The sequence below is a fragment of the Acetobacter sp. P5B1 genome, from assembly GCF_018811985.1.
GTDB lineage: Bacteria > Pseudomonadota > Alphaproteobacteria > Acetobacterales > Acetobacteraceae > Acetobacter > Acetobacter cerevisiae.
This window is the reverse complement of record NZ_JACRVS010000002.1, coordinates 242,666-256,975: the sequence shown is the minus strand read 5'-3', so window position 1 is coordinate 256,975 and position 14,310 is coordinate 242,666. Positions and strand designations below refer to the sequence as shown.

Annotated in this window: 10 protein-coding genes; 6 read left to right on the top strand and 4 right to left on the bottom strand. The window is 57.5% G+C overall.

From position 1 onward, the window contains the following. Positions 1–28 precede the first annotated feature (28 nt). The 4 genes from dnaA (at position 29) to gyrB (ending at position 6,425) form a co-directional block, all read left to right on the top strand. Positions 29–1,462 (top strand): chromosomal replication initiator protein DnaA, encoded by a 1,434-nt coding sequence (gene dnaA / locus KP703_RS02570; protein ID WP_215753711.1) that lies wholly within the window; start codon positions 29–31, stop codon positions 1,460–1,462. Positions 1,463–1,605: 143 nt separating this feature from the next. Then, complete coding sequence (gene dnaN / locus KP703_RS02565; protein ID WP_062273712.1) at positions 1,606–2,730, top strand: DNA polymerase III subunit beta; 1,125 nt, start codon at positions 1,606–1,608, stop codon at positions 2,728–2,730. Positions 2,731–2,767: 37 nt separating this feature from the next. Further along, complete coding sequence (recF, locus tag KP703_RS02560) at positions 2,768–3,877, top strand: DNA replication/repair protein RecF (RefSeq protein ID WP_215753710.1); 1,110 nt, start codon at positions 2,768–2,770, stop codon at positions 3,875–3,877. A gap of 109 nt (positions 3,878–3,986) precedes the next feature. After that, positions 3,987–6,425, top strand: a complete 2,439-nt coding sequence (gene gyrB / locus KP703_RS02555) for a DNA topoisomerase (ATP-hydrolyzing) subunit B (RefSeq protein WP_062248840.1) — start codon at positions 3,987–3,989, stop codon at positions 6,423–6,425. Positions 6,426–6,898: 473 nt separating this feature from the next. Here gyrB and kdsA read toward each other — a convergent pair whose 3' ends face one another. The 4 genes from kdsA to tpiA all read right to left on the bottom strand — a co-directional run bounded on the left by kdsA (position 6,899) and on the right by tpiA (position 10,610). Continuing rightward, on the bottom strand, positions 6,899–7,738 hold the full coding sequence (gene kdsA, locus KP703_RS02550) for a 3-deoxy-8-phosphooctulonate synthase (protein ID WP_061490966.1): 840 nt from the start codon (positions 7,736–7,738) through the stop codon (positions 6,899–6,901). After that, the gene (locus KP703_RS02545) at positions 7,735–9,366 is read right to left on the bottom strand and encodes a CTP synthase (protein ID WP_215753709.1); all 1,632 of its coding nucleotides are present in this window, start codon (positions 9,364–9,366) and stop codon (positions 7,735–7,737) included. The genes kdsA and KP703_RS02545 overlap by 4 nt, the downstream gene beginning before the upstream one ends. Before the next feature lie 138 nt (positions 9,367–9,504). Beyond that, positions 9,505–9,843 (bottom strand): preprotein translocase subunit SecG, encoded by a 339-nt coding sequence (gene secG / locus KP703_RS02540; protein ID WP_043552680.1) that lies wholly within the window; start codon positions 9,841–9,843, stop codon positions 9,505–9,507. 26 nt (positions 9,844–9,869) lie between these two features. Next, entirely contained in the window at positions 9,870–10,610 is a 741-nt protein-coding gene (tpiA, locus tag KP703_RS02535) for a triose-phosphate isomerase (protein ID WP_043552678.1), read from the bottom strand. Positions 10,611–10,832: 222 nt separating this feature from the next. Here tpiA and KP703_RS02530 point away from each other — a divergent pair, with 222 nt between their 5' ends. Together KP703_RS02530 and trpE are read left to right on the top strand one after the other, a co-directional pair. Then, positions 10,833–12,752 (top strand): peptidylprolyl isomerase, encoded by a 1,920-nt coding sequence (locus tag KP703_RS02530; protein ID WP_215753708.1) that lies wholly within the window; start codon positions 10,833–10,835, stop codon positions 12,750–12,752. Continuing rightward, positions 12,749–14,290: an anthranilate synthase component I gene (gene trpE / locus KP703_RS02525; RefSeq protein WP_215753707.1), complete on the top strand. Its 1,542-nt coding sequence runs from the start codon at positions 12,749–12,751 to the stop codon at positions 14,288–14,290. The genes KP703_RS02530 and trpE overlap by 4 nt, the downstream gene beginning before the upstream one ends. Positions 14,291–14,310 lie beyond the last annotated feature (20 nt).

Genomic DNA, 14,310 nt, shown 5'->3' with positions numbered 1-14,310 from the left:
CCGCGTTTATGACCGCTCGGGAGCGTAGATGACAATCGGAGTGGACGATGACGAAAGGGCTTTCCCCCAAGCTGAGGATGGCAAGGCGCTTGAGGAATCGTGGTTACAGATCTGTTCAAGGCTGAAAGGGGAAGTCGGGGAGGTTGAATACCGTACCTGGCTGACCAAGATTGCGCTGGGGCCTGTGGATGGTGATGAGATTACACTCCTCCTTCCCACCCGCTTTCTGCGTGACTGGGTACGAAGCCAGTACGGCGACCGCCTGAGCGAATTGTGGAATCAGGTTCTGCCCGCCATTCGTCGGGTCGAGCTTCAGGTCGCACGCCCCGGTGACCCGGCGGCACCGCCGCTTGCGCTCGCCACCGAAGACGCCCCCGTTACTGCCCCCAGTATCGAAGCGGAAGAAGCACCGCGCAGCGCGCCAGAAGTGCGGAGTGACCTCGTTACCACGCTGGATACCCGCTTTACGTTTGATACGTTTGTGGTGGGGAAACCCAATGAATTTGCCTATGCCTGCGCACGGCGTGTGGCCGAAAAGCCGTCCAGCGTCGGTTTCAACCCGCTCTTTCTCTATGGCGGAGTAGGCCTCGGCAAAACACATCTGATGCATGCCATCGGCGCGGAACTGGTGCAGAGCGGCAACGTCTCCGTTGCCTATATGTCCGCTGAAAAGTTCATGTATCGTTTCATTGCGGCCATCCGGTCTCAATCGACCATGGAATTCAAGGAACAGCTGCGCTCCGTGGATGTGCTGATGATTGATGATCTTCAGTTCCTGATCGGCAAAGACAACACGCAGGAAGAATTTTTCCACACCTTCAATGCGCTGGTGGATGCCGGGCGGCAGATTGTCGTGTCTGCGGATAAATCGCCATCTGATTTGTCCGGATTGGAAGATCGTCTGCGGACCCGGCTGGGCTGCGGCATGGTGGCAGATATTCATGCCACCACGTTCGAGTTGCGTATTTCCATTCTTGAATCCAAAGCTGCTGCGTCGGGCGTAGTTGTGCCCGGTAAAGTTCTGGAATTTCTTGCCCATAAGATCACATCGAACGTGCGTGAGCTTGAAGGCGCCCTCAATCGTTTGATTGCGCATGCCAATCTGTTTGGTCGTCCGGTAACGCTGGAAGCCACGCAGGACGTTCTGCATGATATCCTCAAGGCGCATGATCGCCGGGTGACGATTGAGGAAATCCAGAAGCGGGTGGCCGAGCACTGGAATATCCGCCTGACGGATATGTCCTCCGCCCGCCGTGCCCGCGCCGTCGCTCGCCCACGGCAGGTGGCGATGTATCTGGCCAAGCAGCTCACCAGCCGCTCTTTGCCCGAAATCGGCCGCAAATTTGGCAACCGTGACCATACAACCGTCATGCACGCCGTCTCGCGCGTTGCGGAGTTGATGGAGCGTGATCCCGCTTTTGCAGAGGATGTCGAACTGATGCGTCGGATGCTGGAAAGCTAGACCGACGAGTGCCTGCACTCTCACGCAGGGGAGGCAGGCACTCAAAGATTGACTGCACCGTTACTGCTGTTAGTTTTCAACAGGATAGATCCCGGCCCGCCTGAATTCCTGCGTGGGGCCGGTCATGCAGGAAAGAGGCATAGATGAAGTTTTCAGCTGAGCGCGCAATACTGCTCAAAGCTTTGGCACACATCCAGAGTGTTGCTGAAAAGCGTAACACCATCCCCATTCTTGCCAACGTTCTGATTCAGGCGGCGGACGGGCGACTGAGCCTGAAAGCCACCGATATGGAAATCGAGGTGGTGGAAGAAATTCCGGCGACCATCAAGCGGGATGGTGCAACCACTGTTCCGGCGTCGGTTCTGTATGAAATTGTCCGTAAACTGCCGGACAGCGTGGAAGTGGAGCTGGATCAGGCCGACAGTGAAGGGCCGCTGCTGCTCCGTGCAGACCGCTACTCCACGCGCCTGAACGTGCTGAGCGTTGATGATTTTCCGTCCATGGGTACGGGTGATCTGCCGTGTCACTTCAAAGTCGGGGCAGGGGTGCTGCGCTCCCTGATCGACCGGACGCGGTTCGCAATCTCCACCGAAGAAACGCGCTATTACCTGAACGGCATCTTTTTCCATGCAGCCGACACGGATGCCGGAAAACTGCTCCGCGCCGTTGCGACCGACGGACACCGTCTGGCACGTGTGGAAACGGAACTTCCCGCAGGTGCGGAAACCATGCCGGGCGTGATTATTCCACGCAAAACGGTGGCTGAACTGCGCAAGCTGATTGATGAAGCGCCGGAAGAAATTGAGGTTGCCCTCTCGGAAACTCGTGTGCAGTTCACGGCTGGGCCGGTCATGCTGACCTCCAAGCTGATTGACGGGACCTTCCCGGAATATGACCGCGTGATTCCGCTCAACAACAAGCGTATTCTACGCGTTGGCAAAAAAGACTTCTCAGATGCAGTGGCTCGTGTGGCAGCCATTAGTCAGGAGCGGTCTCGTCCGGTTAAACTGGCACTGGAACCCGGCCTGCTGACTCTCTCCGCCAGCAGCCCCGAACAAGGCGTCGCTACGGAAGAGCTGGACAAGACCCGGATTTCCTATGATGCAGAAGCACTGGAAATCGGCTTTCAGGCCCGTTACCTGAACGACATTACCGATCAGGTGGAAAAGGACGTTGAGTTCGCGTTTTCTGACAGTTCAGCCCCCACCATCGTCCGTGATGTCGATAGTCCCTCAGCACTGTATGTGCTGATGCCGATGCGCGTTTAAGACAGTAGGCGTCTTTCTGAGCCTTATCAGGTAAAAAGTGGCTCAGCTTCTTAAACTGACCCTTTCCGAATTTCGTAACTATGAGCGTCTGGTGTGGTCACCAGACGCATCTCTTGTTGTGCTCACCGGCGAGAACGGGAGCGGCAAAACCAACCTGCTTGAAGCCCTTTCTCTCCTCACACCGGGACGTGGGCTGCGAGGCGCACCTTTAGCGCAACTGGGCCGCGACAACGCAGCAAGCTGGGGTATTTCCGCCCGCTTTTCCTTTGACCAGGACGTTTTGGAACTCGGCACTGGCATGGCTGGGGCAGGAGAGTCTGCACGCCGCGTCTATCTGCTGAATGGCCAGCAGGTCCGCAATCGGGATGCGCTGGACGATACGCTCTCTGCTGTATGGATCACGCCTCAGATGGACCGTCTCTTCAGCGAGGGCGCATCCGGCCGACGGCGCTTTCTTGACCGGCTGGTCATGGCTGTCACCCCGCACCATGCGCGCCAACTGTTAGCGTATGACCGCGCTATGACGCAGCGGAACCGGCTGCTCCAAACCCGTTTTTCTGAGGCCTCATGGTTGAGCGGGCTGGAAGCCTCCATGGCCCGCCATGGCGTGGCCGTTGCGGCTGGCCGGCGCGAGATGGTGCAACAGCTCTGCCTGTTTGCTCAGTCCAGTCTGGGCGCCTTTCCCGGCGTGAATGTTACGTTGCTTTGTAGTGTAGCAGACCAGCTTGAACACAATCCTGCGCTGACTGTGGAAGACTGGCTCCGTGAGCAGTTTGCGGCCAATCGGCAGCAGGACAGGGAGCGCGGGCGGGCCACCTTTGGTGTGCACCGCACAGATTTCCGGCTCTCCGACTTACAAACCGGCCTTCTGGCGGCCTCTGCCAGCACAGGCCAGCAAAAGACCCTTCTGATGGGCACAGTGCTGGCCCATGCCCGACTGGTGGAAGATTATCGTGGCATGCCGCCGGTCCTGTTGCTGGATGAGCCGCTGGTGCATCTGGACCGCAATCGACGCGGCTCTTTGCTGGAAATTGTCAAAGACTTCCGCACCACCGTGATCCTGACCGGAACTGACGAAGCACCTTTTGAGGATTTACGGGCGCAGGCTCGATTTGTCGCACTAAAACATGGAGAATTTCTCGGATAAATCGAGAAACAATCCCATAAAAGAGAGCTTCCAATCTGGTCGGACTGCGCTGGCCGGAGTATAAGACAATATCAGGTCCTATTCTTCTTTTCCGGAGTACCGTTACCATATGACAGACCTTTCTCAGCCCACACCATCCACCGGAATGGAAGAGTATGACGCCGCGTCGATCTCTGTGCTGAAAGGGCTAGATGCCGTCCGTAAGCGGCCAGGGATGTATATCGGTGATACCGATGACGGCTCCGGCCTGCACCACATGGCGTTTGAAATTATTGATAACGCTGTTGATGAAGCCCAGGCTGGCTACGCGACCCGTTGTATTCTGACCCTGAATGCCGATGGCAGCGTAACAGTGCGGGATAACGGCCGCGGCATTCCGACGGACATGCATACCGAAGAAGGGATCAGCGCGGCAGAAGTCGTGCTGACGCGTCTGCATGCCGGCGGCAAGTTTAACCAGAATTCCTACAAGGTTTCCGGTGGTTTGCACGGCGTGGGTGCGGCTGTGGTGAATGCCCTTTCTGAATCCATGGAAGTACGTATCTGGCGTAACGGGCAGGAGCATGTCATCCGCTTCCGTCATGGTGAACGAGAAGGGCCTCTGGAAGTCGTCGGCCCGTCTGACGAAGAACGCGGCACACAGGTCACCTTCAAACCCAGCGGTGAAACCTTCCCCCGAACAGTTTTCGACTTTGCCATTCTGGAACGCCGCCTGCGTGAGCTGGCCTTCCTGAACTCTGGCCTCGAAATTGTTCTGCGCGATGCCCGCACAGAAGACGTTCGGGAAGAAATTTTCTTTTATGAAGGCGGTCTGGAAGCCTTTGTGGAGTGGCTTGACCGCTCCCGCACCCCGATTGTCACGCCGCCCATTACAGGCAGCATGGAAAACCCGGATAACGGCATCAAAGTTGAGTTCGCTCTGAGCTGGAATGACAGCTTTCACGAAACGATGCTGTGCTTCACCAACAATATTCCCCAGCGTGACGGTGGCGCCCATCTGGCCGGGTTCCGGCAGGCGCTGACGCGTATTGTCGGCAAATATGCGGAAAGCATTGCCAAAAAAGACGCCCATTCTCTGGTAGGTGAAGATATGCGTGAAGGCCTGACGGCTGTTCTGTCCGTCAAAGTGCCTGATCCGAAATTCTCATCCCAGACCAAAGACAAGCTGGTTTCTTCCGAAGTGCAGCCGGTAGTGCATGCGGCCGCGGCTGATATGATCGGCCACTGGTTTGAAACGCATCCCAAAGAAGCCAAGATTGTTGTCGGCAAGGTGCTGGATGCCGCCTCTGCGCGTGAAGCTGCCCGGAAAGCCCGTGAGCTGACCCGCCGGAAAGGTGTGCTGGACATCTCCTCGCTGCCCGGCAAGCTGGCCGACTGCCAGGAACGTGACCCCTCTAAAGCTGAAATCTTTATCGTTGAGGGTGATTCCGCTGGCGGAACGGCAAAGCAGGGGCGTGACCGCCGTTTTCAGGCGATCCTTCCACTTAAGGGTAAAATCCTTAACGTGGAACGCGCCCGGTTTGACCGGATGCTTGGCTCTGCGGAAATCGGCACGCTGATTACCGCACTGGGCACCGGCATTGGTCGCGGTGAGGCCGATCAGGGCGGTTTCTCTATCGACAAGCTCCGTTACCACCGCATCGTCATTATGACTGACGCTGACGTGGACGGCTCCCATATCCGTACGCTTCTGTTGACTTTCTTCTTCCGTCAGATGCCGGAACTGATTGAACGCGGCTATCTCTATATCGCTCAGCCGCCGCTCTACCGTGCTAAACGTGGCAATGAAGAACGCTACCTGAAAGACGATGCCGCTCTGGAGCAGTATCTTCTGGATAAAGCTCTGAATAACGCATCCTTTGTCTATGCCGACGGCAAGGTCGTTTCCGGGGCTGATCTGGAAGCTGATCTGCCGTTTATCCGGCAAGCGACGCAGGCTATTGCTCGTCTGTCCAACCGCGTGCCGAGCTGGATTATTGAGCAGGCAGCGCTGGCTGGCGCTCTGACGTCTGATCTGGAAACGCTCCAGCAGCGCATTCCTGACCTTCAGAAGCGTCTGGATGCCGCTTCGGCTGAAAATGAACGCGGCTGGAAAGCTGTTGCCAGCACGGATGGTCTGGAACTGGCCCGTAGCGTGCGTGGCGTAGGGGAAGTCTACCGGATTGACCCGAACATGCTGGCAGGCGGCGATGCGCGCTGGCTCACCAACCAGCTGGATCGTCTGGTGCGTGAGTTTGGCACTGGTGTCAGCCTACGTCTGGAAAGTACGGACCTTCCGCTGAAAGGACCTTCCGAGCTCTATACGCGCCTGCTGGCACAGGGGCGGCGTGGCCTTGCCATTAACCGCTTTAAAGGGCTGGGCGAAATGAACGATGAACAGCTGTGGGAAACCACGCTGGACCCGGCCATGCGCACCCTGCTTCAGGTTAAAGTCGGAGACGTTGAAGAAGCCGGGCAGGTGTTCACCACCCTGATGGGCGATGTGGTGGAACCCCGCCGTGACTTCATTGTGGGTAACGCTCTGAAGGTTGCCAATCTGGACGTGTAAGGCAGCAGTCTTTCATTCTTGCATTCTTTTATAGGGAGCCCTACGGCTCCCTATTTTTTACGTTCTTCTTGCAAACGCATTTGCGATCAGAGGCGATGGCGACTGCATGACGCTACGCCCCTCATGATAAATCATGCCTGAAACAAAAGCTGTGCCGGTACAGTGGTGACCAACCAGTGACACCCTTGAGGCCCACCACAGAATTATAGTTCTGCAAGTCTTTGAAAATCCCACACCGACAAAAACCGATCAGGAAGAAAGGCGTGGAAAAGGAAGAAATATGGCTCCGCCTATCCACGCGGACTATGGAAATATCTGACTGATCCGGCCACTAGACCCTGACCGTGCGCCCAATCACTCGCAGCGCCAAAATGACGCAGCCACAACAAAAAAAAGAGCGGAAAGCTGGCCGATGACCTTCTTTCCGCTCTTCAAACAAGCCTGCTGCCGGGCAGGCAGCTCGTGAGTAGGTATTAGCCGCCGGCTTTGATCAGCTGATCAATCTCTCGGAACTGTTTCAGCAGGGCCGGAAGAGTTTTGATGGGCAGCATGTTCGGGCCATCGCTCGGAGCACGGTCCGGGTCTTCATGGGTCTCAATAAACAGGGCGGCTACACCAATCGCCAACGCAGCGCGGGAGAGAATAGGGGCAAATTCCCGCTGGCCGCCTGATGAACCACCCAGGCCACCCGGCTGTTGCACGGAGTGCGTGGCATCATAGACAACGGGATACCCTGTCTGCGCCATAATGGGCAGACCACGCATGTCGTTAATCAGGGTGTTGTAGCCAAAGCTGGTTCCACGCTCACAGAGCATGATGCGCTGGTTGCCCGTGGAGGCAATTTTGGCCGCAACGTGTTGCATGTCCCACGGGGCAAGGAACTGGCCTTTTTTGACGTTCACAACAGCGCCAGTCTTACCCGCAGCCAGAAGCAAATCTGTCTGGCGGCACAAAAACGCCGGGATTTGCAGAACATCAACAGCTTCCGCAACCGGAGCACACTGCTCCGGAGCGTGAACATCTGTCAGGACCGGAATGTTCAGGCTGTTCCGGATATCCGCCAGAATGGCCAGACCATCCTTCATGCCAACACCTCGGGCGCTGGACAGGCTAGTGCGGTTGGCTTTGTCAAACGAGCTTTTGTAAATCAGCCCGACATTTGCCGCAGCACACAGTTCTTTCAGGGCGACTGCCGTTTCCATGGCATGAGCCGCGGATTCAATCTGACACGGTCCGGCAATCAGCACAAAAGGCTGATCATTCCCGACTGTCAGAGACTGAAGCTGAAAGTTATGTGCTGCAGCGTGCGTCATGCGCGGCGGGCCTTTTCAAGTGCTGCGCCGACAAATCCGGAAAACAGCGGGTGCGGTGCAAAGGGGCGGGACTTGAGTTCCGGATGATACTGCACCGCCACAAACCACGGATGATCCGGATACTCGACCACTTCTGGCAGAATCCCATCAGGAGACAGGCCAGAGAATTTCAGTCCGGCTTTTTCAAGCTGGTCCTTGTAGTGAATATTCACTTCATAACGGTGACGGTGGCGCTCACGAATGTTCGTCGTGCCGTAAATTTCTGCCGCACGAGAGCCTTCCACCAGCGTTGCCGGATAAGCGCCAAGCCGCATGGTGCCGCCCAGTTCTCCGCCTTCACTCCGGCGCAAGCGCTCGCTACCACGCGCCCATTCCGTCATCAGACCAACCAGCGGCTCATCAGCTTCACCAAATTCGGTGGAAGATGCATTGGGCAGACCTGCGAGATTACGAGCGCATTCGATCACTGCCATCTGCATCCCGAAGCAGATGCCAAGGAAAGGAATACCGCGCTCACGCGCAAAACGCACTGCTGCAATCTTGCCTTTGGAACCACGCTCGCCAAATCCACCGGGCACCAGAATGCCATGCGCGGTAGACAGGCGCTCCAGAGCTTCCGGAGACTCTTCCAGCGTTTCAGCTTCCACCCAGTCCAGCTTTACTTTCGCACGATGCGCAATCCCACCATGCAGAAGTGCCTCGTTCAGAGACTTATAGCTGTCGAGCAGGGCCGTATATTTGCCAACCACGGCGATGCGAACGTCACCATCCGGACGACGGATGGCATCCACAATTTTCTCCCAACCGGACAGGTCGGGTTCTTCGGTGTGGGGTAGGCCGAAATAGCGCAAGACCTCGGTGTCCATGCCTTCAGCATGGTAGGCAAGGGGGCAGGAATAAATGGTGTCCACATCCCGCGCAGCAATCACAGCTTCCGGACGGACGTTACAGAAGTTGGCAATCTTGCGGCGCTCGGTGTCCGGAATAGCGCGGTCACAGCGGCAGAGCAGGATCTGTGGCTGAATGCCGACATTCTGTAGTTCTTTTACGGAATGTTGAGTCGGCTTGGTCTTCAGTTCCCCAGCAGACGGGATCCACGGCAGCAGCGTGAGGTGGACCACCATGGTCTGATCCGGACCAAGGTCATTACGCAGCTGACGAATAGCTTCAAGGAACGGAAGGCTTTCAATATCCCCAACCGTGCCACCAATTTCGACCAGCACGAAATCCACATCATCCGTATTGGCAACTACGATGTCCTTAATGGCATCGGTAATGTGCGGGATGACCTGCACCGTAGCCCCAAGATAGTCCCCGCGGCGTTCGCGGGCGATGACATCGGAATAGATCTTGCCGGTAGTGGTGTTGTCTTCCTTGGTGGCATTGACGCCGGTGAAGCGTTCGTAGTGGCCCAGATCAAGGTCTGTTTCGGCCCCATCGTCGGTCACGAAAACTTCCCCGTGCTGATACGGGCTCATCGTGCCGGGATCGACGTTCAGATAGGGGTCAAGCTTACGCAGGCGGATTTTATAGCCGCGCGACTGCAGGAGTGCAGCAAGAGCCGCTGACGCAATGCCTTTCCCAAGAGAGGACACCACACCGCCGGTGATAAATACGAAACGGGTCATGAACAGACTTCCTACACGGACAAAGCCGGGTGGGTAAAGATGGACACAAAAATTCCTCCGCAGCTTTGTGCAAGCGCAGAGGAATAAAGACTCTTTCTCTCTCCGGCTCCGGGAAGGAGGGAGAGAGTGGGAAACATGTTACTGTTTAGACGGTGCAGGAGCCGCCGGCGGTGCGGCAGGCTGAACAGGCGCTGTAACGGCGGCCGGAGCAGGGGGCTGAGCCAGAATGTCATGCCCGGCACCGGTGGATGACCCACGGTTCAGAATCGCCAGCACCAGAGAAAGCAGCATGAACAGCCCGGCGAGCACTGCCGTGGTGCGCGTCAGCAGGTTGGCCGTGCCACGGCCGGACATGAATGCCCCCATGCCCTGACTGCTGCCAATGCCGAGGCCGCCCCCTTCACTGCGCTGGATCAGCACAGTGCCAATCAGGGCTATGGTCACGCAAATATGCAGAATCAGCAGGGCTGTGGTCATGTCGAGTTCCCGATAAAGTGCGGAAATCAGGCAGCAGAAGCCGCGCCGATAATGGATAGGAATGCCTCTGCATTCAGGCTGGCACCCCCTACAAGGGCACCTGCTACATCTGCAATCGACAGAATGGAAGCCGCATTCTTGGCATTAACGGAGCCACCATACAGAATCCTGACAGTTTTGCCAGCCTCGCCAAACTGACGAACCAGCTCTTCGCGCAGGAATTTCATGGTTTCGGCAATTTCGTCCTCTGTCGCGGCACGACCTGTGCCAATGGCCCAGATCGGCTCATACGCCAGAATACCGGAGAAATTGTCGGGCAGGGAGCCTTTGATCTGCCAGCCTAGCGTGTCGAAATGCTCACCGCTTTCACGCTGATCTTCCGTCTCACCAATACAGACAATGGGGGTCAGGCCGGCTTTTGTAGCCGCAACCGCTTTCTCACGCACGGTTTCATCCAGCTCACCATGTTCCTGCCGCCGTTCGGAATGCCCCAGAATAACATAGGAGACGCCAAGGTCCGTTAGCATGGCGGGAGAAATATCCCCTGTATGCGCGCCGGAGACATCCTTGTGACAGTCCTGCGCGCCCAGAGCGATGGGAGAGCCTTTCAGCTTGTCTGCCAGCAGCGCGAGCTGCGTGAAGGGCGGGCAGGTTACAATATCCGGTACAGTCGCCGGGAGCCCTGCCAGCAGAGCTTCAACAAGCGCCTGCGAATCACGGCTGGTGCCGTTCATCTTCCAGTTGCCGACGATAATCTGTCTGGTCATACGCCTCGTCCTTCCGTGCTGCCTGTGCCCACATCATCGTTGCGTCACTGAGGCCGTCTGAACAGGCTAAACCATACACTCGGGCTGTGGGGCAAGATGCTGTGTGCGTGTTTCGGTCCTTAACGGGTCGTTACCGCTGGTCAAGAGCGACTGGTCCGCTTATGGTGCCGCGCCCGGGTTTGCCCGTGGCATGATGTTCTGTCTCAACGGATCCTTGGGTTCATGATTTCCTATCTGCGTCGCGTTTTTGTTGAATCCTGGCTTGGGCGTGTCTGCGCCATCGTCATCTTCCTCGCTTTTATTGGCTGGGGTGTGGGGGATGTGCTCGGCTATATGGGCACAGAAACCGATGTGGTGGCCAAAGTTGGCCAGCAGCGCATCAGTTCGGCTGATCTGGGGCAATCTCTGCAAGGAGAAATGCCGACCATCGCCAAACAGATGGGCGTTTCGGACCCGGCACAGGTACCCCCAGCCATGCGCCAGCAGATTGCCTATCAGGTTCTGCAGCGGTTGATCGGGCAGGCTGAACTGCTGGAAGCCGCGCGCAAGCTGAAAGTGTCCGTGCCTGATTCGGCTGTGCGGGATGAAGTGTTCTCTCTGCCTTACTTCAAGGGCGCGAATGGCCAGTTTGACCGGAATATTCTGAACGCGCGCCTGCGGGAACGCGATATTCCGGAACAGCGCTTTCTGACGATGATCCGTGATGATCTTGCCAGCCGCACCATGTTGCAGCCCATCGGGCAGGCGGCCAGTGTGTCTGACACGATTGCAAAACGCCTGTCCGACTTCGGGCTGCAGACGCGCACGGTTGATCTGATCCGTATCCCCTTTGTCGAGCAGTCCACTCCGGCGACCCCGGATGATGCCGTCCTGCGCCGCTATTATGCGAACCATCTGAACGACTTCCGGACGGCGGAACTGCGCCATGCCCGCGTTGTCGTGCTGTCTCCCGCGACGGTCGCAGACACCATCACCATTGATGAAAAAGATCTGAAGCGCGTCTATGATGAAGAGAGCGACCGCTATCACGTGCCGGAAACGCGTGATGTGCAGGTTGTGACAATGCCGGATGAAGCGCAGGCCCGCGCTGTCGCCGATGTCTGGACAAAAGGCGCTGACTGGGCGGCTGTGCAGGCCGCAGCAAAAGGTGGCGCATCCGTTGAAATGCCCGGCGCGCGCCCGTCTACCATTCCCTCTGAAAGCCTGAGCAAAGCGGTCTTCGCAGCACCTCTCAATCAGATTCAGGGGCCGTTTAAATCTGACGGTGGCTGGGTTGTTCTGCAGGTCACAAAAGTGACCCCGCCGAAAGACACGCCTTTTGACGTGGCGAAAAAAGAGATCCTTCAGCAGTATCGTGATGCGAAAGGCCCGTCTGTTGTTGGCGAACGCAGCCGCCAGCTGCAGGATGCCATGGCAGGCAACGGTCTGGACGCCATTCCGACCGACATCGGGGCTGCTGCTGCGGCAGGCACGCTGGATGCCAACGGCAACACGCAGGATGGCACCCCGGCACCGCTTCCGGCTTCCGGCAAGCTGCGTGACGCCATTGTGCAGCAGGTGTTTGCCCAGACCAAAGGCGCGAAACCGAACCTGACGGAAGGACCAGACAATAGCTGGTATGCCGTTGAAGTCGACAGCATTACACCGGCTGCGCAACTGACTTTTGAACAGGCGAAAGCCAACGTTCTGGCTGCATGGCAGGCCGAAGCCCGCAAGCATGCAGCAGACGAACAGGCCACAGCACTTTACACTGCTGCACAGGAAAAAGGCGGCCTCGCCAATGTTGCGGGGGCGGGCGCACCGATCGTGAAAGGGCTGACTTTCTCACGCGCTGCACCGAACAAGGCCATCCCCTCGGAACTGATGGAATACCTGCCACGTATGAAAGCAGGCCAGTCTGTGATGGGTGAGGATGCTGGCGAGTTCATCGTGGCAACCGTCACATCTGTTTCCACGCCCAACCCGATGGCAGATCTGGGCGCTTATCAGCGCCTCAAAAGCGCTCTGACGCAGTCCACCGGCGACGATCTCGTAGCCTCCTATGTGGAAGCCCTGAGCAAACGTACCCCGCCTGTTATTAATCAGCGGGCAGTGACAGCCACGTTGTCCTCCCTTGGGTTTGATGGAAGCACGACCCCATGAGCGTTACGGCACGGATTGCAGCCTCACCCTCACGCGAGGCCTGCCAGACGGCATGGAAGGCCGGAAAGCCATCCATTGTTTTTTCCGTTGAACCAGCAGATCTGCTCACGCCGGTTTCCGCCTATATCCGTCTTGCAGGCTTTGACGGCGGCACAGGCCGCCACACCCTGCTACTGGAAAGTGTTGAAGGCGGTGTGTCCCGGGGGCGCTATTCTGTTATCGCGCTCAAGCCAGATCTGGTCTGGACCTGTCATAACGGGCGGGTCACGGTGGATGAAAACCCGGCACAGCCGGACACCACAGTGCGCACTGTTGACGGAAAGGCGCTGGACTCTCTGCGTCAGTTGATCCGTGAGACGCAGCTTGATCTGCCCGCCGGTCTCCCGCCTATGATTGCCGGACTATTTGGCTATCTGGGCTATGACATGGTGCGGCAGATGGAGCATCTGCCCGATGCACCGCCCGATGATCTGAACCTGCCGGAAGCCATCATGATGCGCCCCGGCCTGTTCGCGGTTTTTGATACGGTCAGTGACGAACTCATTCTTGCTGCGCCGGTCCGGCCAGCAGCAGGAGAAGATGCCGGAGACGCGTGGGATAAAGCGCACGCACTTCTGACCCGTGCTCGCACCTGCCTTGCTGGTGCACTGCCCGCCGCTATGCCGGAAGCAAATCTTCCAGCAGCATTTGAAGCGCCGCACTCAACGTTCTCTCGTGAGGAATTCTGCGCGGCTGTTGAGAAAATTCAGGATTATATTGCCGCAGGGGACGCCTTTCAGGTTGTGCCCAGCCAGCGTTTTTCCGCCCCCTTTACGCTGCCATCTCTGGCCCTTTACCGCTCACTCCGCCGCATCAACCCGGCTCCGTTCCTGTTCCATCTGGATCTGGGCGCGTTCTCGCTGGTCGGCTCCTCGCCTGAAATTCTGGTCCGCCTGCGGGAAGGCACCATGACAGTCCGACCGCTGGCCGGCACACGCCCGCGCGGCAAGGATGAGGCTGAGGATCTGTGGCTGGAACAGGATCTGCTGGCAGACGAAAAAGAACGTGCCGAGCATCTGATGCTGATTGACCTCGGGCGCAATGACGTCGGCCGCGTCTGCCAACCCGGATCAGTAAAGGTCACGGAACGGTTTGTGATTGAACGTTTCAGCCACGTTATGCACATTTCTTCCAATGTGGAAGGCACCATTCAGCCGGATCTGGAAGCGTTGGATGCTCTGATTGCCGCATTCCCGGCAGGCACCCTCACTGGCGCTCCGAAAATTCGCGCCATGGAAATTATCGACGAAGTTGAACGCAGCCGCCGGGCAACCTACGCAGGCTGCATCGGATATTTTGGGGCAGGGGGCGATATGGACACCTGCATCGGGCTGCGTATGGCTGTTGTTAAAGATGGCATGATGCATGTGCAGGCGGGGTGCGGCGTGGTGGCTGATAGCGTGCCTGATCTGGAATATGAGGAAACACACCACAAAGCACGTGCCGTTTTCCGCGCAGCAGAAGAAGCCATTCACTACGCCACACAGGATAAAGGCTGAGTTCTTGCTCTTCCGTCATT